We start from the raw sequence: 21,969 nt of genomic DNA on the forward strand, positions 1-21,969 counted from the left end.
AGGCAGTGGCCACCACCGAGCGGCCGGTACGGGCCGACGCCGCCCGCAACCGGGCGCGGGTGCTGGACATCGCTTATCAGACCTTCGCGGCCGAGGGCCTGTCGGTGCCTGTCGACGAAATCGCGCGGCGCGCGGGCGTGGGCGCGGGCACCGTCTATCGCCATTTCCCGACCAAAGACGCGCTGTTTCAGGCAGTGATCGCCGATCGGATGCACCACCTGATCGACGAGGGCCGCGCCCTGCTGGAGTCCGGAGACCCCGGCCAGGCGTTGTTCACGTTCCTGAGGTCGATGGTGTTGCAGTGGGGTGCCGCCGACCGGGGCCTGGTGGAAGCTCTGGCCGGTATCGGGATAGACGTCAACAAGGCGGTCCCCCAGGCCGAGGAGGAATTCCTGGGCATGCTGGCCGAGTTGCTGCACGCCGCTCAACAAGCCGGTACCGCCCGGCCGGATGTCGGTGTGCCAGAAGTGAAAACACTGCTGGTGGGATGTCAGGCGATGCAGGGATACAACGCCGACCTCGCCGAGCGGGTGACCGACGTCGCCCTGGACGGTCTTCGACGGAGCTGATCACCATGTTGTCGCAACTCGGAATCACCCTGCCCGTGCTGGCCGCGCCGATGGCCGGCGGCCCCACCTCCCCTGCGATGGTCATCGCGGCCGGCCGCGCCGGCAGTCTAGGCATGGTCGCGGCCGGGTACAAGACGGCACAAGCCGTCGAGGAACAGATCCGGCAAGTCCGTGCCGAATCAATCCCGTTCGGCGTCAACATCTTTGCACCCAACCCGCTGCCGGTAGACCCTGAGCTCTACCGCTGGTACGCCGCTGAGATCCAGCGCGACGCCGTGCGGTTCGGCCTCACCCTGCCCGCCGAGCCCGTCGAGGACACCGACAGCTTCGACGAGAAGATCCAGTTACTCCTGGACGACCCCGTCCCACTGGTCAGCTTCACGTTCGGCATCCCGCCGCAGCGGGTGATCCAGGCGCTCAAGGCGGCCGGCACCATCGTCGTGCAGACCGTCACCAACCGGGCTGAGGCGGTTGCCGCCCGGGACGCCGGCGTCGACGCGTTGGCGGTCCAGGCCCACACCGCCGGAGGGCATTCCGGCACCCTCACCCCGACCGAGCCGCTGGTCCCGACTCCGATCACCACGCTCGTCGCGGACATCACCCGGGCGGTCGGCCTCCCGGTCATCGCCGGAGGCGGACTGGCCACCCCGCAGGCGGTCGCCCAAGTGATCCACGCCGGCGCCGCGGCGGCCGTCGTCGGCACCGTGCTGCTGCGCGCGACCGAAAGTGGCGCATCGGCCACCCACCGGGCCGCCCTGGTCGACCCGGCCCGAACCGAGACCGTCATCACCCGCGCGTTCACCGGCCGGCCCGCCCGCGGCCTGCGCAACGCCTTCATCGACGCGCATGAGGCGGACGCGCCATGGGGCTATCCCGCCATCCACCACCTGACCAGCCCGCTGCGCAAGGCCGCGGCCGCGGCGGGTCAACCGGACTTCGTCCATCTCTGGGCAGGCACGGGCTACCGGCACGCGACCGACGAACCCACCGCGGAGATCTTGGGAAGACTCGCGGGTGGTTTGTGACGGCGTTACGTTAGGGTCGCTGGTGTGGCTGGCGATGAACTGAGCCCCTCACCAACGGACCGACACTGACGCCGGGAGAACACGCATGAGCGCCGAGCAGCCGACCATCATCTACACGCTGACCGACGAGGCGCCACTGCTGGCGACCTACGCATTTCTGCCGATAGTCCGGGCCTTCGCCGAGCCGGCGGGCATCAAGATCAAGACCAGTGACATCTCGGTGGCGGCCAGGATTCTGGCCCAGTTCCCCGACCAGCTGAACGAAGACCAGCGCGTCCCGGACAACCTCGGCGAGCTGGGGAAGCTGACCCAGGACCCGGACACCAACATCATCAAGCTGCCCAACATCAGCGCCTCGGTGCCGCAGCTGGTCTCGGCCATCAAGGAACTGCAGGGCAAGGGCTACAAGATTCCGGACTTCCCGGAGAACCCCAAGACGGACGAGGAAAAGGAGCTCCGGAAGCGCTACGGCAACTGCCTAGGTAGCGCGGTGAACCCCGTTCTGCGCGAAGGAAACTCCGACCGGCGAGCGCCCACGGCGGTCAAAGAATACGCCCGCAAGCACCCGCACAGCATGAGCCCGTGGTCGATGGCCTCGCGCACCCACGTCGCGACCATGAAGCACGGCGACTTCTACCACGGCGAGAAATCGATGACGGTGGACGGCGCCCGCGACGTGCGGATGGAGCTGGTCACCCAGAGCGGCGAGGCCATCGTGCTCAAGCCGAAGGTGTCGCTGCTGGATGGCGACATCATCGACAGCATGTTCATGAGCAAGAAGGCCCTATGCGACTTCTACGAAGAGCAGATGGAAGACGCACACAAGACGGGCGTGATGTTCTCACTGCACGTCAAGGCGACCATGATGAAGGTCAGCCACCCGATCGTGTTCGGGCATGCGGTGCGCATCTTCTACAAGGACGCCTTCGAGAAGCACCAGGATTTGTTCGACGAGCTGGGCGTCAACGTCAACAACGGGTTGGTCGATCTGTACAACAAGATCGAGTCGCTGCCCGCGTCACAACACGACGAGATCATCCGCGACTTGCACGCCTGCCATGAGCACCGCCCCGAACTGGCGATGGTCGACTCGGCCAAGGGCATCTCCAACTTCCACTCGCCCAGCGACGTGATCGTCGACGCGTCCATGCCTGCGATGATCCGGGCCGGCGGCAAGATGTGGGGCGCCGACGGGCGGCCGAAAGACACCAAGGCCGTCAACCCGGAGTCCACCTTCTCCCGCATCTACCAGGAGATCATCAACTTCTGTAAGACCAACGGCCAGTTCGACCCGACGACGATGGGCACCGTCCCCAATGTCGGCCTGATGGCGCAGCAGGCCGAAGAGTACGGCTCCCACGACAAGACGTTCGAGATACCCGAGGCCGGGGTCGCCAACATCGTGGACGCCGAAACCGGCGAGGTGCTGCTCAGCCAGAACGTGGAAGAAGGCGACATCTGGCGTATGCCGATCGTGCGGGACGAGCCGATCCGCGACTGGGTCAAGCTGGCCGTCAACCGGGCACGCAACTCCGGGATGCCGGTGCTGTTCTGGCTCGACCCCTACCGGCCGCACGAGAACGAACTGATCACGAAGGTAAAGATGTACCTGCAGGAACACGACACCGAGGGACTCGATATTCAGATCATGTCCCAGGTGCGTTCCATGCGGTACACGCTCGAGCGCCTGGTCCGCGGGCTGGACACCATCGCCGCCACCGGCAATATCCTGCGCGACTACCTGACCGACCTGTTCCCGATCCTGGAGTTGGGTACCAGCGCCAAGATGCTCTCGATCGTGCCGCTGATGGCCGGCGGTGGGATGTACGAAACCGGTGCGGGTGGTTCTGCGCCCAAGCACGTCCACCAGCTGGTCGAGGAGAACCACCTGCGCTGGGACTCCCTCGGCGAATTCCTGGCGCTGGGTGCGTGTTTCGAGGACATCGGCATCAAGACCGGCAACGAGCGCGCCAAGATTCTCGGCAAGACGCTGGACGCCGCGATCGGCAAGCTGCTGGAGAACGACAAGAGCCCGTCCCGCAAGACCGGCGAGCTCGACAACCGGGGCAGCCAGTTCTACCTCGCCCTGTACTGGGCGCAGGAGCTCGCGGCGCAGGACGACGACGAGGAGCTGAAGAAGCACTTCGCCGCGCTCGCCGAAGCTTTGGCCAAGAACGAAGACACCATCGTGCGCGAGCTGAATGCGGTGCAGGGCGAGGAGGCCGACATCGGCGGCTATTACTACCCGGACCCGGACAAGACCGCGGCGGTGATGCGGCCGAGCAAGACGTTCAACGACGCGCTGGAGGCAGCCCGCGACTAGCTTCACCCGGTGGTGCCCGCCAGTGCGGGCACGGTGTCTTCGCGGTGCCACAACGACTGTGCTCCGACCTTGAACTGGTTCAGCTTGTCGATGATGCTCTGACCTTCCGGGGTATGGCCCCAGATGCTGATGCCCTGATGCGTCGTTGGTTCCCAAGTGGTTTCGTCGACGACGACTGGGTTCCAACCGACCTCCCATTCGAAGCCGGACGGCGTCACGGCATAGAAGGACAGTTCCCGGTCGTTGGTGTGCTGGCCGACGCCGAGCGCCATCTCGAAGCCGAGTTCTTTGACCCGCTGATAGGCCGTCGTCATGTCGTCCAGCGAGGCCACCTGAATGTTGCAGTGCTGCACCCGGGTCCGAATCGGGTTGAGCGGCAACCGGTTGACGGCGGCGATCGCCACCGAATGATGGCGCTCGTTCACCCGCAGGAAGCGGATCTTGAACTTCAGCCCATTGATGGTTTCGTCGATGAAATCGGTCAGTCGGGCGTCGAACACGGTCTGGTAGTAACCGCGGACCTGCTCGGGTTTTTTGCTGGTGAGCGCGACGTGACCCAATCCCGAGGCGCCGGTGACGAATCCGCCACGGACGGCGAGCGGGACACTACTCGTCCTGGCGCGGGTGAAGATCTCCTGGGTGAGGCCGTTGGGGCCGGGGAACCGCACCAGTCGCTCGACACCGCGCAACGCGGCCTCCTCGTCGGTGCCGCTGGTGACGGGGACGCCGTGACCGGTGACGCGGGAGACGATGTCGTCGAAGGCAGCGTGATCGTCGACCTCCCAGCCCAGCGCGGCGACGTCCTCGGCGGGCCCGCGCTGCAGCAGGAAGCGACATTCGTGGTCGTCCAGCCGAAATCGCTGGACGTCGGGCATGGCATCGTCGAGGTGCATACCGAGAGCATCGCGTCCGAATCTGCGCCACTCGGTGAACTTGTTCGTCTCGATAACGAGGTAGCCGAGGTGCACCCGGCCGAATACGTCACGCATGAGCCAACCTCGAATCCGGTTGCAGGAACTCATATACCAATTCGTTGAACAGCCCGGCCCGTTCCCACTGCAACCAGTGGCCGGTATGGGAGGTCATGACCAGTTCGGCGTTCGGCATCATGTTGAGCAGCATCGGTCCACCTGCTGGCCGGTTGACCTTGTCGTCACGACCCCACAGCACCAATGTCGGTGTCTGCAGATGCCTCAACCGCGCATCTCGGGTCAGGTCCATGCGCCACAGCGTGCGCAGTCCCGACGGACGGCGCAGCGGCGGATCGGCCACCACTTCGGGATCTATCGACGCGTGATAACGCAACTCGATCAACTCGTCGGGCACCGAATCACCGTCGTAGACAAGGTAAGTGCGAATGAAAGATGCCAGCTTGTCGCGGCTCGGGCCGTCGCCGCCGTAATAAGACAGCAGGCTCTTGAGGCCGGCGGTGGGCAGTGCCCGGGTGGTACCGATTCCGCCGGGACCCATCAGGACCAGCCTGTCGACCCGGTCGGGGGTGTCCAGCGCGAGCCGCAACGCGGCGGCGCCGCCGTAGGAGTTGCCCACCAGATGTGCTGTCGCTATGCCGAGTTCGTCGAGCAGACCCCGGATCGAATCCGCGAGGGAACCGAACGGATCGGACTGGTCCAGTGTCTTGGTGGAACGGCCGTACCCCGGCATGTCGGGGACGATCACCCGGAACCGCCGCGCGAGGGCGTCGATGTTGCGGGAGTAGTTCGTCACGCCCGAGGCGCCGGGCCCGCCCCCGTGCAGTAGCACCACCGGCGCCCCGCTTCCGGTTTCGGCGTAGAAGATCGGCTGACCGTTGACGACGACGGTCCGTTCGGCCAAGTCGATGCTGGTCATGCGAGAGCCCCGCTCGCGATCGCCGCCGGGGTGCTGACGGCGCAGTCCAGACCGGGCGGCGGTGGCGGCAACGACGCCGCGAAATCGGCTGCTGCGTAGACGAATCCGTCCGGGCGTACGACCACGGCGGTGGCCTTGTGCTTCGTGAGCCAGGCCGTCAGCATGCGGTCGCGAACCGGAAAGGCCATGACACCGCGCTGTGACCATGCCTGCGCGCCGGGCGGCGGAGCGCCGATGTGCAGCAGCGTCCAACGGCCCTGCAGGACGTCGTCGAGGCGCACGGTGGCACCGGTGTCGTCGCTGACGCGGGGCTGGATGATCTGCCGGCCCTCTGCTCTGTGACCGGCCCCGGCGAAGAATCCGTCGGGATAGTGGGCCTCGGGAACCCAGTAGAGCTTCTGCCCCTGCCGAGTGATCGCCGGCACCTTGGTGATCACCCGCAGCACGTGGTTGCGGACGGCCGCGAGCACCTCGTTGTGCTCGGTGATGACGCGGCCCATCAGCACCGCCCGTCTGGTGACCTCGATGACATGCGGTTTGCGTTCTTTCTCATACGAATCCAGCAGCGCCTCGGGTGCTTTGCCTCGCAGCACCGCGGTCATCTTCCAGCACAGATTGGCGACGTCGCGGACGCCGGCGGCCATGCCCTGGCCGATCCACGGCGGCATGGCGTGTGCGGCGTCACCGGCCAGGAACACGCGGCCCACCCGCCACCGGTCGGCGGTGCGTACGTGATGGCGATAGATGACGGCACGCAGTACCTTGACGTGCTCGTCGGTGATGCCCTGTTCGTTGAGCACCTTCCACACGGCTTGGTCGCTGACGAGGTATTCGTCGGTGTCGCCGGGGCGGGCCGGGTACTCCCACCGGTGGTGGCCCAGCGGTGTCGGGCAGTCGACGGTGGGACGAGCGGGGTTGCAGTGAAACCTCAAGCGGTCGTGGGCGTCCCATTCCTTGACAACCTTGGTGTCGATGACGACCCACCGTTCGGTGTAGGTCTTGCCCGAGTAGCCGACGCCCAACTGCCCGCGCGTCGGTGAGGAGCCGCCGTCGGCTGCGATCACATATGAGGCGCGGACCCGCTTGAAGAGGTCCGAGCGAAGATCGGCCAGCATCAGCTCGACGTGGTCGCCTTTGTTGATCACCCGCAGGCATTCGTGCTCGAGCATCAACTCGACGTTGCCGAAACGGGCCACCCCCTCGCGCAATACCTGATCGACGGCCGGCTGATAAATGAACTGCTGAGGCGGATGGCCGTAGCCGTGCCCCGTAATGGTCGTCTCGTAGAACGGAGCGCCGGCCGCGTCTACGAAGGCCACCGGACGATCGGGCAACATGTCCTGCTGCAAGCGGTCGGCCAGCCCCACCGACTGCCAGACGCGCATCACTTCCTCATCCGTCGAGATCGCCCGCGCCCGACTGTAGATATCGGGATCGCGTTCGATGACGACGACTTTCAGACCTTGCCTGCCCAGCAGGTTGGCAGCCGTGGCGCCGACCGGCCCATACCCGACGATCGCCACGTCGTAGGTCGGCGTTGAACAGGCCGGTGATCCCGATTGGCTCATCTCTGACTCTCATTCTCTGCGTGTCGTCATCGACACTTGTACCGTAGTGATCCCTACGGTAATGTAATGATCACTACGGAGTCAATGCCCAGGAGTACGAGTGCTCACCGATACCGCCGACGCCCTCTGGATCGCCGCCCGTGAACGCGCCCCGATCCGGCCCCCAACCGAGTCCATGCCCGGGCTGCGAGTCGCGGACGCCTACGCGATTCAACAGATCAATCTGCGGCGCAGTCTGGCTGCCGGTGCGGTGCTGGTGGGCCGCAAGATCGGCCTGACATCCGGGCCCATGCAGGAGCTGCTCGGTGTCGACGAACCGGATTTCGGTTTCATCCTCGACGACATGGTGATCGCCGGCGGAAGTGTCGACGCGTCGCGGTTCTGCAGCCCACGTGTGGAGCCCGAGATCGCTTTCCTGCTGCGGGATCCGCTGCGCGGCCCCGGCGTGACCGTCGCGGACGTCTATGCCGCAACGCAATCCGTCGCCGCGGCCCTCGAGATCGTCGATAGCCGCATCGCGGACTGGCAGCTCACCCTGGCCGACACCGTCGCCGACAATGCGAGTTCGGGCGCGGTAGCGATCGGCGAGTGGTTCCCCTGTACCGGCGACCTCTGCCTGCCGCAGGTCGTCGCGTCGCTGGTGCTCAACGGCACCGGCGATGCGGTGATGGGCGACCCCGCGGCAGCGGTCGCCTGGCTGGCCAACGCGCTGGCCGAGTTCGACACCGAACTCCCCGCGGGCCAGTTCGTGATGTCCGGGTCCTTCACCACCGCTGCATTCGTGACAAGCGGTGACGTCGCCACCGCGGCCATCGACACACTCGGCACCGTGTCTCTCACCTTCACGTAGAGGAAACTGCAGTGGCGCAACATGACTGGCCGGTGGCGATCATCGGCTCGGGCAACATCGGCACCGACCTGATGATCAAGATCCTGCGTAGCGACGGCCCGCTTCGAGTGGTCGCGATGGCCGGCATCGACCCCGATTCAGACGGTTTGGCACGCGCCCGCGTCTTTGGCGTCCCCACCACGGCAGACGGTGTGGCGGGCTTGCTGTCAATGCCACAATTCGGCGACCTCAAGCTGGTATTCGACGCGACATCTGCCAACGCCCACCGGGCCAACTGGGCGAGGCTGCAACCGACCGGGGTACGCGTGCTCGACCTCACCCCGGCTGCCGTCGGCCCATACTGCGTCCCGGTGGTCAACCTCGACGACCACCTCGACCGGGCCAACCTGAACATGGTGACCTGCGGCGGCCAGTCGACGGTGCCGATCGTGGCCGCGATTGCCGAGCACGGCGTCGTCTCCTACGCCGAAGTCGTCTCCTGCATCTCGTCTAAGTCCGCGGGCCCCGGAACCCGCGCCGGCATCGATGAGTTCATCGAAACAACCTCGGCAGCACTGATATCCGTGGGAGGTGCCCAACGCAGCAAGACCGTCATGATCCTCAATCCGGCCGACCCACCGGTGTTCATGCGCAATACCGTCTACTGTCTGGTCGATGGGGACGCCGATCACGGCGCGATCCGGGCATCGATCGCCGACATGGTGGCACGCGTCAACGCCTACGTGCCCGGTTACCGGCTCACCCAGGGTGTGCAGTTCGAAACCTTCACCTCCGACAAACCCCTGTACATACCTGAAACCGGCAAGTTCTCCGGCACCCGGGTCACCGCGATGCTGGAAGTCACCGGGGCCGGTGACTACCTGCCTGCCTACGCCGGCAACCTGGACATCATGACCGCCGCCGCGCAGGCCACCGCCGAGCGCATCGCCCGCCAAACCGCCCGGGCCGCATCATGACTGGCCTCTATATCAGCGACGTCACCCTCCGTGATGGGATGCACGCCGTCCGGCACCAGTACACGCTGCGCCAAGCGGTGGCGATCGCCACGGCACTCGACGCCGCCGGCGTGGACTCCATCGAAGTCGCGCACGGAGACGGATTGGCCGGATCCAGTTGCGTTTACGGCTTCGGGGCACACACCGACCTGGAATGGATCGAGGCCGTCGCAGCCAGCGTGCGGCACGCTCGGGTCGCAACGCTGGTGCTGCCCGGCATCGGCACCGTTCGCAACCTGAAAGACGCGCACCGCGCCGGTGCCAGCGTGGTCCGCGTCGCCACACACTGCACCGAGGCCGACATTTCCGCCCGGCACATCGCGGCCGCCCGTGAACTCGGCATGGACACCGCCGGGTTCCTGATGATGAGCCACCTGACCACGCCCACCGCACTGGCCGAACAGGCCAGACTGATGGAGGGCTACGGCGCCGAATGTGTGTACGTGGTCGATTCCGGTGGTGCGATGACCATGCGCGACGTCGCCGAACGCGTCGATGCGGTGCGCCAAATGCTCTCGGCCACAACGGAGATCGGGATCCACGCGCACCACAACCTGTCGCTGGGGGTGGCCAACTCGATCACGGCCGTGGAGCACGGGGCAACCCGGGTCGATGCGTCGTTGACCGGGATGGGCGCCGGCGCCGGCAACGCACCGCTGGAAGTCTTCGTCGCCGCCGCCGACAAGCTCGGTTGGCAGCACGGTTGCGACCTGCACGCACTCCAGGACGCCGCCGACGACCTGGTCCGTCCCCTGCAGGACCGGCCCGTACGAGTGGATCGCGAGACGTTGACGCTTGGGTACGCCGGTGTCTATTCGAGCTTCCTAAGGCACGCCGAAGAGGCTTCGGCTCGCTACGGCATCGACGCCAGGACGCTGCTGGAAGAGGCGGGCCGCCGCGGCATGATCGGCGGGCAGGAGGACATGCTGGTCGATATCGCGCTGGACCTCACCGCCCCGGGCGCTCAGTGAACGATGACGCCTCGAATGTTCTTGCCCTCCCGCAGGTCCTGATAACCCTGGTTGACGTCCTCGAGGCGGTACTTCGTCGTGACGAGTTCGTCGAGCCTGAGTTGTCCCGCGTCGTAGAGGCGCAGCAGCCGGACGATGTCGTACTGCGGGTTGGCCGAGCCGAACAGTGACCCCCTGATCGTCTTTTCGGTCAGCACGAGCATGCCCCCGGAGACGTGGACGGTCGCCTTCGCGGGATCGGCGAGGCCCACGACGACGACGGTGCCGCCCTTGCCGACGGCGTCGAACGCCGCCGAGATGACGTCTTCGTCGACCGTGCCGACGGTCACGATGGCCTGGTCCGCGCCCTGGCCCCAGGACAGTTCACCGATCTTCTCGGCGGCCGCCGCGGCGTCTTCGAAGGCGTGCGTCGCACCGAACTTGAGCGCGGCGTCGCGTTTGAACGCGATCGGGTCGACCACCACGATGTACTTGGCGCCGGCATGCACCGCGCCCTGGACGGCGTTGATACCGATTCCGCCGATGCCGTAGATCACGGTGATGTCGCCGGGGCGGACATTGCCCGCGTAGGTGGCGCTGCCCCATCCCGTCGGCACGCCGCAGCCGACCAGCACCGCGACGTCCAACGGTAGCCAGTCGTCGACCTTGACCACCGAATGCTGCGAGATGGTGGCCTTCTTGGCGAAGGTCCCGAGCATACACATAGCGCCGAAATCCGTTCCGCCACTGTGAAATCGGAAGGATCCGTCCGGCATGCACCCTTCGAGGATCGTCGCGCCCAGGTCGCAGAGACTCTGCCGGCCGGTGGAACAGTACCGGCAGTGTCCGCAGCTGGGGATGAAGCTACAGACGACGTGATCGCCGGGTTTCACCTTCGTCACGCCCGGGCCGACGTCCTCGATGACCCCGGCTCCTTCGTGGCCGCCGACGATCGGGAAGCGAGGCGGCAGGTCACCGTCGGTCAGGTGCAGGTCGGAATGGCACAACCCGGCCGCGGTGTAATTGATCAGGACTTCGCCCTCTCTCGGCCCATCCAGGTCGAGTTCCATCAGTTCGAATGGCCGGCCCGCTTCGACGAGGACCGCGGCTGTTGTCTTCATCCGTCGAAGGTAACGTGCGAACCGCCTGGTTGGCGATGCCGCGAAGGGGCCTATCCCGCGGGTGGTGTAGACCACTGGTATGGCCCTGTTTGATATCTCCGAGCGCGCCCAGCAGTACCAATCGGACCTGCTCGAGTTCATGGATTCGCACGTGTACCCGTCGGAGGTCGTCTACGACGAGCAGATGCGGGAAGCGGGCGACCCGCACTTCCACCCACCGATCCTGGAGGACCTCAAGGCCGAGGCGCGAAAGCGGGGCCTGTGGAATCTGTTTCACCCACATCCCGAGTGGGGGCCGGGACTGACGAACCTCGAGTACGCACCGCTGGCCGAGATCATGGGCCGCAGCCACCTGGCGTCGGAGGCGTGCAACTGCAGCGCCCCGGACACGGGCAATATGGAGGTGTTGACGCTGTTCGGCACCGACGAGCACAAGGAGCGCTACCTCAAGCCTCTGCTGGATGGCAAGATCCGCTCGGCGTTCGCGATGACCGAGCCGGCGGTCGCGAGCTCGGATGCCACCAACGTGGAGATGTCCATGGTCCGCGATGGTGACGACTACGTCCTGAATGGCCGAAAGTGGTTTGCCTCCAATGGAATGCACCGCAACTGCAAAGTTCTGATCGTGATGGGCAAGACCGATCCGGACGCCGCACCGCACCGTCAGCAGTCGATGATGGTGGTACCGATCGACGCCGCGGGCATCACGGTCCGGCGCAATCTGTCGGTCTTCGGCTACCAGGACCGCGAGGGACACGCGGAGATCGACTTCGAGGACGTGCGGGTGCCGTCGAAGGACGTCCTGAAGGGCGAGGGGGAAGGCTTCGCGATCAGCCAGGCCCGGTTGGGCCCGGGCCGGATCCACCATTGCATGCGGGCAATCGGGATGGCCGAGCGTGCGCTGGAACTGCTGTGCCGGCGAGCGGAGTCGCGGGTCACCTTCGGCAAGCCGATCAGTGCCAACGCCAACATCCGTGACTGGATCGCCGAGTCCCGCATCGACATCGAGATGATCCGGCTGCTCACCATGAAGGCCGCGTACCTGATGGACACGGTCGGCAACAAGGAAGCCAGGACCGAGATCGCGGCCATCAAGGTCGCCGCACCGAACATCGCGCTCAAGATCGTCGACCGCGCCATTCAGGTCCACGGCGGCGGCGGTGTCACCGACGACTTCCCGCTGGCCATGGCGTGGGCGCATCTGCGCACCTTGCGGTTGGCCGACGGCCCGGACGAGGTGCACAAGCGGTCCATCGCCAGTCAGGAGCTGCGCAAGTACCGGACGCCTAAGTGACGGTCGTCGGCCTCGACCCTGACGCGGTGGCACGCTGGCTCACCACGCTCGGGATCGAGTTCGAAGCACCGTTGCAGTTTCGGCGGATCGGCCTCGGCCAGTCCAATCTCACGTACCGGGTCAGCGATGCGGGGGGCCGCGCCTGGGTGTTGCGCCGGCCGCCCCTGGGCCATCTGCTGGCCTCGGCGCACGATGTGCTGAGGGAAGCGCGCATCATCGCGGCGCTGGCGGACACCCCGGTGCCGGTACCGCAGATCATCGCGACGACAACGGATTCCGATTTCTGCGACGTGCCGCTGGTGTTGATGGAGTTCGTGGATGGACTGGTGGTCGACACCATGGGGGTGGCCGAAGCGCTTACGCCGCGGCAACGGCATCAGATCGCCGTCGACCTACCGCGCACCCTGGCCAAGATTCACGCGGTCGACCTCGACGAGGTGGGCCTGGGCGACCTCGCCAGCCACAAGCCGTACGCCCAGCGTCAGCTCAAACGCTGGGCGGGCCAGTGGGAGCTCTCCAAGACGCGCGAACTACCGGACCTGGACGACCTCACCCGCCGGCTGGCTGCAGCCGCGCCCGAGCAGCGCGAGGTCAGCCTGGTGCACGGCGACTTTCACCTACGCAACCTGATCACGTCACCGGAGACCGGTGAGATCGTGGCGACGCTGGACTGGGAACTGTCCACACTGGGCGATCCGCTGGCCGACATGGGCAGTCTGCTCACCTACTGGGCCGAGCCGGGTGAAGCGCTCAGCGGTGACTACGCGCCCTCGACACTGGAAGGTTTTCCGGACCGGGCGGAGATGACCCGGTTGTACCTGGACGAGACGGGACGCGACACCGCCGCGTTGCAGTACTGGCATGCGCTGGGGCTGTGGAAGCTGGCCATCATCGCCGAAGGGGTGATGCGCCGGGCGATGGACGAACCGCAGAACAAGGCCTCGGCCGGAACACCCGTCGTCGCGTGGATCGACGCCAGGGTGCAGAAGGCACGCGAAATCGCCGACGCGGCGGGGATTTAACGCCCGGGAGCTCTGCCGGCGAGATACCAGGTGTGCATCACGCCCTTGCCTTTGACGTCGATGTCGCCGCGTTCCTCGAACACGAATCGGTCATTGAGCCGGTCATACACGTCCTGGGGCACCTGGATGCGGCCCTCGACGTCGGTGGTCTCCATCCGCGCCGCGACGTTGACGGCATCGCCCCACACGTCGTAGAAGAACTTGCGCGCTCCGACCACACCAGCGACCACGGGACCGACCGCCAAGCCGATCCGTAACGGAACAGCCCGCCCCCGTGGATCTTTCAGACCGGCAACGGCCTGCGCCATGTCGAGTGCGAGCTGAGCCAGCGCTTCGAGGTGGTCTGGGCGTGGATCCGGCACTCCGCTGACGACCATGTACGAATCGCCGCTGGTCTTGATCTTCTCCAGCCCGTGCCGGTCGACCAGGGCATCCAGCTTGATGTAGAGCTGATCCAGGAACCGGACCAGGTCAGTGGGCGGGGTATCACTGGCTCTACTGGTGAAACCGGCGATATCGGCGAATAACACCGAGGCATCGTCATACCTGTCAGCGATGACGGTCCGTGACGGATCCTTCAACCGCTCAGCGATTTTCGCCGGCAGAATGTTGACGAGCAACGACTCCGACCGGAGGTATTCCGCTTCGATCACCCGTTCGGCACGAGTGATTTCGCGCAACGCCGACCATACGATCGCCATCACCATGAGCCAGGATGTGGTCACTGAGACGATATAACTGAAGTCATAGGCCCAATCCGGTTGCACACCCGTCTTTTCAGGCACCGTCATCTGCAACACGACCGTCAGCACGGCACCTACCGCGGCCATCACCGAGGCCAGGACGATGTGATCGATGCCGAGGACCAGCAAGACGATCGTTGCGCCCACCAGGTAATAGAACTGGATTCCGGTTCCGGTGCCGATGCTTAAGCACAGGACGGTGATCAGCATGTATGCCGCGACGATGAAGACCATCGGCGCGATCAGTTCGCCGAAGCGGTACAGCAGCGGGATCGCGAGATAGACGACGGTGCTGAAGGCGCTGAGGATCGTGATCGCCAGCGCATCGCGCCCGATGAATATCCCGAGCAAGGTGTAGAAGGCGCTGACGACGGCGCCTATCCTGGTGGCTCTGACCAGAACACGCCTCTGGCGGGTATCGCTTTTGGGATAGCTGACGTTGCGCGGTGGCAGACGGCGACGTCGACTCGTGACCGGCACCGCCGCCGCTTGATGCGCTTCGAGCGCCATGCCTGCAGAATAGCCCGGCGGCAGCGGTCATTCGGATCCATTTGCCGCACTATGGCAGTGGCGTCTCGATGATCGCAGCAAAGACCGCCTCCAAAATGGAGGTTAGCTCGTCGGAGTCAGCCTCGCCAAATGCCCTGGTGTCAACGACCCTCCGCATCAGCAGAATGCCGGAGATGACCGCCATGACCACCTCACTTCGAATCGCACGCCCGGCTCTCGGCAGTTGTCTGGCCAGGCGATGTCCCACGTGACGCTCGATCGCGGCGCGGATGATCGCCGCAGCGCGAGGATTCGACACCGAGCGCAACATGATCAGGAACGGCTCCAACGGTTCCGCGTTCGGATTCGTCCTCGCAACGAGTGCGGCGGCGATCTCGTGCGGGATTGATTGCGAACTCTCTCCGACAATTGCCGGCGGCGCGAAGGACGCCTCGACCGCCTCGGCGAACAATTGCTCCTTGGATCCGAAATATCGGTTGACCATCATCGCGGTAACCCCCGCATCCGCGGCGATGTCGCGCACGCCGACGCCGTCATATCCGGCACGGGCGAAGTGCCGGATAGCCGAGCGAAGAATTGCCTGGCGGGTACTTGCGGCATTGCGTGCACGCGGTTCCGGCGACGTCACGACGTCGACTGACTGGACAGCAACAGGTCTACGGTTGTATACATGTAGTGAAGTATACAGCCGTAGACAAGGGGGCGCTGGTGGATCTGGGTTTGTCCGGCAAGCGGGCGCTCGTGACGGGTTCAAGCCGGGGTCTGGGCCGCGCTATCGCGGAAACGCTTGCGGCAGAGAATGTCTCGGTTATCGTCCATGGCCGGGATGTCGTGTGCACCGAAGCCACCGCCGAAAAGATCCGGGCAGGGGGCGGTGAAGCACTCGCGGTGATGGGGGACCTGAGTACCGATGCCGGGGCCGAGCGGGTGGCCGCCGCCACCGGCGACATCGACATCCTGGTCAACAACGCCGGCTACTACGACGGACTGGGTTGGCGGGACGTCAGCACCGACAAATGGGCGCACATCTATCAGTCCAACGTCATCTCCGGTGTGCGCATGATCGAGCGGCTGGTCCCCGGGATGTGCCGGCGAGGTTGGGGGCGAGTCATCGAGATCGGCGGAGGACTGGCGATTCAGCCCGGTGCCGGTCAACCGCACTACAACGCTACCCTGGCCGCGCGGCACAATCTGACCGTTTCTTTGGCCCGAGAACTCGCAGGCACCGGCGTCACCGCCAATACCGTTGCGCCAGGAGCCATTCTCACCGAATCGGTTCTAGACATGGCGACACAGGCCGCCGCCCAACTCGGCTGGGGTCCGAGATGGGAGGACATCGAAGCCGCCGCAACGAACGCGTGGGCTCCCAACGATATTGAACGCTTCGGGCGTCCTGCCGAAGTCGCCGCCGCGGTCGCATTCTTGGCCAGCACGCACGCCGGGTACGTCAGCGGAGCCGTCTTACGCGTCGACGGCGGCGCGATTCGCAACGTCGCCTGACCGACTGGAAGGAACAGCATGCCGGGCACCTCGAAAGTCTGGTTCGTCACCGGTAGCTCACGCGGCTTCGGTGCGGCACTGGTCGACGCTTGCTGGCCCACGGTGACCGCGTGGTGGCCACCGCACGCCGACCCGAAGCGCTGACACACCTCGTTGCGAGCTATCCAGAGCACGTCCGGGCGTATCCCCTCGATGTCACAGACGTGGAAAACTGCTCCAAGGCAGTAAATTTCGCCATCGCCGAGTTCGGGCGCATCGACGTTGTGGTGAACAACGCAGGGTACGCCGACAGCGCCGCGATCGAAGAGGTCAGCATGGACGAGTTTCGCGCACAGATCGAAGCCAATCTGTTCGGTTTGGTGAATGTGACGCGTGCGGCGCTACCCGTGCTGCGCCGGCAGAGGTCAGGGGTGTTCGTTCAGTTCTCCTCAGTCGGCGGTCGTGTCGGCGGGACACCCGGCATGGGCGCTTACCAGACGGCAAAGTTCGCCGTCGAAGGGTTCTCCGAGGTGCTCGCCAGCGAGATTAGCCCGTTCGGAGTCAAGGTGATCATCGTCGAACCGGGCGCGTTCCGCACCGACTGGCAAGGGTCGTCGATGACGATGCACGAACCGGGGCCTGACTACCGCGACACCGTCGGACGTATGCATGACATGCGGCAAGCCACCAACGGAAGTCAAGCGGGAGACCCTGTCCGCGCCGCCGAGGTGATCATCGACGTAGTCGGTCAGCCGGAACCGCCTAGACGACTCCTTCTGGGGCGCAATGCTGTTCAGCAGGCGCTCGCGAGCGGCGACGAGCGCAACGCCGAAGCTCGGCGGTGGGCGGCATTCAGCGAAAGGGCAGACTTCCCGGCAGCGGATCAGCGCACCACTTCGCGGTGACCGGCATCCAGTCGGCGGGTCCACCCGCGGGCGTCGAGGTGTTCGAGGAGGGGAATCGCGACCCGCCGCGTGGTGTTAAGCGCTTGGCGCGCTTGGCTTGTGGTGAAGGGCTGATCGAGCGTGGCCAGGGCGCGCATGGCCAGCGCGGGTGCGTTCGGCAACAGCACCACGCCGTCGCGCAACCGCAACACACGCCCGGCGCGCTCGGCGGCGGCCAGTTCGCGGGTGCCCAGTTTCAGCGCCTGCAATTCGTAGGCTTCCGGCGCACCGAACGGCTCCGCGGATAACTTCTTCTCCAGCTCCATGATCGACGCTTCGGCATCACCGAGTTCGTTACGGGTGCCGGGTAGCCGGATGGTGCCGCCGTCCTGCTCGAGCCCGGCGGCGCGGGCAACCCCGTCCAGCAGCGCTTCGTCGGGCAGCACCAGCAGGTCGCGAGCCGCGCCCCGAGACAAGCCGCTAGCCAACGGATCTCGCGCGCGCAGCTCTTCGGCCGCGGCCCGCAGCCGGTGCTGCCACGCCTCGTGCGTCGGGCGGTACACCCACCACCCGTCGACAACGAGGACCTGCGGAGGCACGGTGTGCGGCAGCAATCCCAACCGGCGCAGGTGAGTTTCCGGCACGGCTCCCCGGCGCGCGACCTCGGCCTCGACGTCACCGCCGGGTTCCGCGCGCGCCAACATCGCTGCGCGGCGCCCGCTGTCGCCGCGCCGGCGCAGCGCCGGAGGTTCGGCATCGAGCACCTCGGCACCGCCGAGAATCCGGACGCTGCCCGGGTCGCGCAACACCAGCCGGTCGCCGAACACCAACGGCAGGCTCCGGTCCAGGGTGAGCCGGGCATGGTCGTCATCGAAAGGGCGCAACCGCACCGGCACGGCCGCCGTGCCGACATGAGCGACCAGATGCGTCGGGGCCTCACTCCACGCACCGCCGGAGGTGCGCCGCACGTCGAGTAGTCGGGTGTCCGGCCATGCGCCCGGGGTGATCAGCGCGTCGCCGCGGCGCACGGCTTCGCGGGGCACACCGCGAAGGTTCAGCGCCACCCGTGAAACAGGTCCCAGCAAGGGGAACGGCTGCCCACAACTCTGTAATCCGCGGATCGTCGCCGACCGGATGCGCGACGCACCGAACAGGTCCAGCCGGTCGCCGACGGTGAGTGTCCCGGCGGGCAACGTGCCGGTCACCACCGTGCCGGCGCCGGTGATGGTGAAGGAACGGTCCACCCACAGCCGCACCCGGGCGCTGGTCTCGGGTGCCGGCACTTGCGTCAGTACGCCGTCCAGGGCCGCACGCAACTCGGCGAGCCCGCTGCCCTCGACGGCCGACACGATGACGCCCGGGGCGCCGCGCAGGCCGGTTTCGGCCAACTCGGCGCGGGCCTGGGCGAGCACCTCGGCGCCACGCTGCGGGGCCCGGTCGGCGCGGGTGATCACGATGAGGCCGTACTGAATGCCCAGTGCCGCAACGGCGTCGCGGTGGTCGTCGGATTGTGCGCGCCAGCCCTCGTCGGCGGCGACGACGAAGCACACCACCGGCGCGGGACCGAGACCGGCCAGCGTGTTGCCCAGGAAGCGCTGGTGGCCCGGCACGTCGACGAAGGCGACCTTGCGGCCGGATGGCAGCGTGGTCCAAGCGAAGCCGAAGTCGATGGTCAGGCCGCGGCGGCGCTCCTCCTCCCAGCGGTCGGGCTCCATGCCGGTGAGCGCGTGAATGAGCGTGCTCTTGCCGTGGTCGACGTGGCCCGCGGTGGCCACGACATGAGTGCTCAGGACTTTCCGTCCAGTGCCGCGCGCACCGCAGCCAGCAGGCGGTCGTCGTCGGCCTCGGGAATGCAACGCAGATCCAGCAGACAGGCGCCGTCGTGCACCCGGGGCAGTACCGCAGGTTGTCCAGCCCGCAGCGGCGCCGCGGTCGACTCCGGCAGGCGGACCGCCCACCCGGGTAGCGGCACGCCGGGCGCACCGCCGCCTCCGACGCGGCCGTCATGCGCGACGAGGGTCGCGCCGACCGCGTCGGCCAATCGCTGCGCGCGGACACGCAACCGGTCGTTGTCGGCGTGCAGAGCCGCGGTCACCGGGGAGCCGCCGGCACGGACCGTCGCCTCTAGGGCGGCCAAGGTCAGCTTGTCGGCGCGGACCGCGCGGGCCAGTGGATGCCGCGCCAGCCTGGTGATCACCTCGGCACGGCCCAGGATGATCCCCGCCTGTGGTCCGCCGAGCAGTTTGTCGCCGCTCGCGATGACGATGTCGGCGCCCTCGGCCAGGGCGGTGGCGGCATCGGGCTCGTCGGGCAGCACCGGGTCCGGCTGGAGTAGCCCGCTGCCCAGGTCGGCGATCAGCGGAATGCGCCGCGACGCGCTCAGGGTGTGCAGGTCTGTCAGCGATGCGGCGGCGGTGAACCCTTCCACCCGGAAGTTGCTCTGGTGCACCTTGAGCACGCAGCCGGTTTCCGGACCCAGCACCGCCTCGTAGTCCTTGAGATGGGTGCGGTTGGTGGTGCCGACTTCGCGCAGTCGCGCGCCGGTCGAGGCGATCAGGTCGGGCAGTCGGAAGCCCGCTCCGATCTCAATGAGCTCCCCGCGGCTGATGATCACGTCTTTGCCGGCGGCCAGCGCGGTGGTCGCCAGCACCAGGGCGGCGGCACCGTTGTTGACGACGAGGGCGTCCTCGGCCGCCGGGCAGGCGGTCCGCAGCGCTTCACGCACTGCGACGCCACGTTTGGAGCGGGTGCCGGTGGTGAGGTCGAGTTCGACGTCGACGTAGCCGCTCGCAGCGACCAAGGCGGCGACCGCGCCCGCGCCCAGCGGTGCGCGGCCGAGGTTGGTGTGGACGACGACACCAGTGGCGTTGAGCACCGGCCGCAACGAGGTGGTGGCCTGTGCGGCCAGTGCGTGTTCAAGTGCCTCAGGCACCTGGTCGGGGCCCAGGGCGCCGTGCCGTGCCCGCTCCTGGATTTCGCGTATCGTCACGCGGATAGCCTTGTCGCCCAGCCTTTCTCGCTGCTCTTGCACAGCCGGTAGGGCCAGCAACTGATCCGTGCGCGGGATCAGTCGGCGCGGGTCGAGCTGCGTCACGTGACCTCTCTCGGTGGGCTTTCACTCTTGAAGCAAAAGCGGAGGCGGACGGGAATCGAACCCGCCAGACCGAGATGCTCGATCTCACCGGTTTTGAAGACCGGGGGGACCACCAGGAACCCAAACGCCTCCACGGGTAAACGTACAGGCCGGGCGGTGAGCCGTGGTCGCGGTGAGGTGGGCAGCTCGCGCGGCGGGGCGGCCGGAGATTGCTCGGGCCGGCCTTTCCCTGCCGGCGACTGCCCCTTCAGTCACTCGCAAATGAGTCTTGTGATCAGGGGTATGCACGGCGGCCCTGGCGGATACGGCGGCGGAAATCCTTCGATGATGACCGAGTCGGTCACCGGGCTGTTCTGATCGAAATACCAAGGGTGGCAGACGGTCATGTCCCAATTGGGCATGTGCTTCATGATCGGTGAGCCTGGGCACCATTGGTAGGTGCAGCTGTTCGTTGGGGTGGCTAACGTGCTTCCATCCTGGCAAACCATCGGTGCGGGATTAGCGTGAGCGGTACCTGCGGCCAGTTCCGGACCGATGAGCAGAGAGCCGACCGCGGTCAGACCCACAAGAGTTAATCGCAACATGTGGTTAGTTCTACGGGCGGTCACTTGCCGGAGGTTCGCGTAATTCTTGCGGGATTCTTGCGCCGCATCGCGATCTGCCCACCGCGCCGCGACAAGAACCGGTGCGGGCCCGCCCACGTACGCTCGGACCCATGACGCGGCTCACCGGCTACGCGCACGGCGGGGGCTGTGCCTGCAAAATCCCACCCGGCGAGCTGGAAGAGGCGGTGCGCGGGCTCACCGGTCAGGCCGGCCCCGATGTGCTGGTGGGACTCGACGACGGTGACGACGCCGCCGCTGTCCGGGTCGGCGATCTGGCGGTGCTGTCCACCGCGGACTTCTTCACCCCGGTCGTCGACGACGCCTACGACTGGGGACGCATCGCCGCCGCCAACGCGCTGTCCGACATCTACGCGATGGGCGGGCGCCCGGTCGTTGCCATCAATCTCGTCGGCTGGCCGCGCGACGTGTTGCCGCTGGAGTTGATGACCGAAGTGCTGCGCGGCGGCCTCGCGGTGGCGTCCGAGGCGGCCTGCCCGGTGATCGGTGGGCATTCGATCGACGACCCGGAACCCAAGTACGGAATGGCCGTCACCGGCGTCGCCGACCCCGCGCGATTGCTGCGCAATGACGCTGCCCGCCCGGGGCTGCCGCTGACCCTGACCAAACCACTCGGCGTCGGCGTGCTCAACAACCGGCACAAGCAGACCGGTGAGGTGTGCCAGGAAGCCATCGACCTCATGACGCGGCTCAACCGCGACGCGTCCGAGGCGGCACTCGAGGCGGGTGTCCAAGCGGCCACCGACGTGACCGGGTTCGGGCTGCTCGGGCATCTGCACAAACTGTGCCGGGCCTCCGGCGTCGGCGCCGTCGTCGACCGCGCCGCGGTGCCAGTGCTCGAGGCCGCCCGGACCGCGCTGCAGGAAGGGTTCGTCTCCGGCGGCAGCCGCCGCAACCTCGACTGGGTACGGCCCCACCTCGAAATCACAAGCGGGGTAACCGAAGACGATTTGCTGTTGCTGGCCGACGCCCAAACCTCCGGCGGACTGCTCGTGGTCGGTGAGCTGCCCGGCTATCCCGTTGTCGGCCACACCGTAGCGGGCAGCGGCATCGAAATTCGTTAGCCCGGCT

General features: G+C 66.5%; 20 protein-coding genes and 1 tRNA gene. 12 read left to right on the forward strand and 9 right to left on the reverse strand.

Going from position 1 to position 21,969, the window contains the following annotated elements:
• The first annotated feature begins 5 nt into the window (after positions 1–5).
• The 3 genes from ACNQS7_RS18970 (at position 6) to ACNQS7_RS18980 (ending at position 3,917) form a co-directional block, all read left to right on the forward strand.
• A complete protein-coding gene (locus ACNQS7_RS18970; RefSeq protein ID WP_418013743.1) occupies positions 6–569 on the forward strand; it encodes a TetR/AcrR family transcriptional regulator in 564 nt (187 codons plus the stop codon).
• Between the two features lie 5 nt (positions 570–574).
• On the forward strand, positions 575–1,594 hold the full coding sequence (locus tag ACNQS7_RS18975; protein ID WP_418013744.1) for an NAD(P)H-dependent flavin oxidoreductase: 1,020 nt from the start codon (positions 575–577) through the stop codon (positions 1,592–1,594).
• 85 nt (positions 1,595–1,679) lie between these two features.
• A complete protein-coding gene (locus tag ACNQS7_RS18980) occupies positions 1,680–3,917 on the forward strand; it encodes an NADP-dependent isocitrate dehydrogenase (RefSeq protein WP_418013745.1) in 2,238 nt (745 codons plus the stop codon).
• A gap of 2 nt (positions 3,918–3,919) precedes the next feature.
• On the opposite strand, the gene ACNQS7_RS18985 is transcribed toward ACNQS7_RS18980, so the two are convergent.
• Genes ACNQS7_RS18985 through ACNQS7_RS18995 form a run of 3 tightly spaced genes read right to left on the reverse strand, consistent with a single transcriptional unit; the run spans position 3,920 to position 7,333 of the window.
• Complete coding sequence (locus ACNQS7_RS18985) at positions 3,920–4,906, reverse strand: VOC family protein (RefSeq protein WP_418013746.1); 987 nt, start codon at positions 4,904–4,906, stop codon at positions 3,920–3,922.
• Positions 4,899–5,765, reverse strand: coding sequence for an alpha/beta fold hydrolase (locus ACNQS7_RS18990; protein ID WP_418013747.1), 867 nt, complete (start codon positions 5,763–5,765; stop codon positions 4,899–4,901). Before ACNQS7_RS18990 ends, ACNQS7_RS18985 begins: the two co-directional genes overlap by 8 nt.
• Positions 5,762–7,333, reverse strand: coding sequence for a bifunctional 3-(3-hydroxy-phenyl)propionate/3-hydroxycinnamic acid hydroxylase (locus tag ACNQS7_RS18995; RefSeq protein WP_418013748.1), 1,572 nt, complete (start codon positions 7,331–7,333; stop codon positions 5,762–5,764). The genes ACNQS7_RS18990 and ACNQS7_RS18995 overlap by 4 nt, the downstream gene beginning before the upstream one ends.
• Before the next feature lie 100 nt (positions 7,334–7,433).
• On the opposite strand from ACNQS7_RS18995, the gene ACNQS7_RS19000 reads away from it, so the two are divergent.
• Genes ACNQS7_RS19000 through dmpG form a run of 3 tightly spaced genes read left to right on the forward strand, consistent with a single transcriptional unit; the run spans position 7,434 to position 10,149 of the window.
• Positions 7,434–8,183 (forward strand): 2-keto-4-pentenoate hydratase, encoded by a 750-nt coding sequence (locus tag ACNQS7_RS19000; protein ID WP_418013749.1) that lies wholly within the window; start codon positions 7,434–7,436, stop codon positions 8,181–8,183.
• Between the two features lie 32 nt (positions 8,184–8,215).
• Positions 8,216–9,139, forward strand: coding sequence for an acetaldehyde dehydrogenase (acetylating) (locus ACNQS7_RS19005; protein ID WP_418016059.1), 924 nt, complete (start codon positions 8,216–8,218; stop codon positions 9,137–9,139).
• On the forward strand, positions 9,136–10,149 hold the full coding sequence (gene dmpG, locus ACNQS7_RS19010; protein ID WP_418013750.1) for a 4-hydroxy-2-oxovalerate aldolase: 1,014 nt from the start codon (positions 9,136–9,138) through the stop codon (positions 10,147–10,149). The genes ACNQS7_RS19005 and dmpG overlap by 4 nt, the downstream gene beginning before the upstream one ends.
• On the opposite strand, the gene ACNQS7_RS19015 is transcribed toward dmpG, so the two are convergent.
• Positions 10,143–11,249: an NDMA-dependent alcohol dehydrogenase gene (locus ACNQS7_RS19015; RefSeq protein ID WP_418013751.1), complete on the reverse strand. Its 1,107-nt coding sequence runs from the start codon at positions 11,247–11,249 to the stop codon at positions 10,143–10,145. The two genes, dmpG and ACNQS7_RS19015, sit on opposite strands and share 7 nt — an antisense overlap.
• 79 nt (positions 11,250–11,328) lie before the next feature.
• On the opposite strand from ACNQS7_RS19015, the gene ACNQS7_RS19020 reads away from it, so the two are divergent.
• Together ACNQS7_RS19020 and ACNQS7_RS19025 are read left to right on the forward strand one after the other, a co-directional pair.
• Entirely contained in the window at positions 11,329–12,543 is a 1,215-nt protein-coding gene (locus ACNQS7_RS19020) for an acyl-CoA dehydrogenase family protein (protein WP_418013753.1), read from the forward strand.
• Complete coding sequence (locus ACNQS7_RS19025) at positions 12,540–13,565, forward strand: phosphotransferase family protein (RefSeq protein ID WP_418013754.1); 1,026 nt, start codon at positions 12,540–12,542, stop codon at positions 13,563–13,565. Before ACNQS7_RS19020 ends, ACNQS7_RS19025 begins: the two co-directional genes overlap by 4 nt.
• On the opposite strand, the gene ACNQS7_RS19030 is transcribed toward ACNQS7_RS19025, so the two are convergent.
• Positions 13,562–14,818, reverse strand: a complete 1,257-nt coding sequence (locus ACNQS7_RS19030) for an adenylate/guanylate cyclase domain-containing protein (protein WP_418013755.1) — start codon at positions 14,816–14,818, stop codon at positions 13,562–13,564. The genes ACNQS7_RS19025 and ACNQS7_RS19030 overlap by 4 nt on opposite strands.
• A gap of 49 nt (positions 14,819–14,867) precedes the next feature.
• On the reverse strand, positions 14,868–15,446 hold the full coding sequence (locus ACNQS7_RS19035) for a TetR family transcriptional regulator (protein WP_418013756.1): 579 nt from the start codon (positions 15,444–15,446) through the stop codon (positions 14,868–14,870).
• A gap of 47 nt (positions 15,447–15,493) precedes the next feature.
• Between ACNQS7_RS19035 and ACNQS7_RS19040 the strand changes: the two genes are divergently transcribed.
• The 3 genes from ACNQS7_RS19040 to ACNQS7_RS19050 are packed head-to-tail and all read left to right on the forward strand — an operon-like array spanning position 15,494 to position 17,202.
• A complete protein-coding gene (locus tag ACNQS7_RS19040) occupies positions 15,494–16,318 on the forward strand; it encodes an SDR family NAD(P)-dependent oxidoreductase (RefSeq protein ID WP_418013757.1) in 825 nt (274 codons plus the stop codon).
• Positions 16,319–16,336: 18 nt separating this feature from the next.
• Positions 16,337–16,462, forward strand: coding sequence for a hypothetical protein (locus ACNQS7_RS19045; RefSeq protein ID WP_418013758.1), 126 nt, complete (start codon positions 16,337–16,339; stop codon positions 16,460–16,462).
• Positions 16,429–17,202 (forward strand): SDR family NAD(P)-dependent oxidoreductase, encoded by a 774-nt coding sequence (locus ACNQS7_RS19050; RefSeq protein WP_418013759.1) that lies wholly within the window; start codon positions 16,429–16,431, stop codon positions 17,200–17,202. The genes ACNQS7_RS19045 and ACNQS7_RS19050 overlap by 34 nt, the downstream gene beginning before the upstream one ends.
• On the opposite strand, the gene selB is transcribed toward ACNQS7_RS19050, so the two are convergent.
• From selB to ACNQS7_RS19065, 3 genes are all read right to left on the reverse strand, one after another.
• Positions 17,181–18,956, reverse strand: a complete 1,776-nt coding sequence (gene selB, locus ACNQS7_RS19055) for a selenocysteine-specific translation elongation factor (protein WP_418013760.1) — start codon at positions 18,954–18,956, stop codon at positions 17,181–17,183. The genes ACNQS7_RS19050 and selB overlap by 22 nt on opposite strands.
• An 11-nt stretch (positions 18,957–18,967) precedes the next feature.
• Positions 18,968–20,275, reverse strand: coding sequence for an L-seryl-tRNA(Sec) selenium transferase (gene selA / locus ACNQS7_RS19060; RefSeq protein ID WP_418013761.1), 1,308 nt, complete (start codon positions 20,273–20,275; stop codon positions 18,968–18,970).
• Between the two features lie 38 nt (positions 20,276–20,313).
• A tRNA-Sec gene (locus ACNQS7_RS19065) sits at positions 20,314–20,407 on the reverse strand.
• 583 nt (positions 20,408–20,990) lie between these two features.
• Here ACNQS7_RS19065 and selD point away from each other — a divergent pair.
• A complete protein-coding gene (gene selD / locus ACNQS7_RS19070) occupies positions 20,991–21,962 on the forward strand; it encodes a selenide, water dikinase SelD (protein ID WP_418013762.1) in 972 nt (323 codons plus the stop codon).
• Positions 21,963–21,969: the final 7 nt, after the last annotated feature.

This window comes from Mycobacterium sp. 23, from assembly GCF_048287075.1.
In the GTDB taxonomy this organism is placed as follows: domain Bacteria; phylum Actinomycetota; class Actinomycetes; order Mycobacteriales; family Mycobacteriaceae; genus Mycobacterium; species Mycobacterium gordonae_B.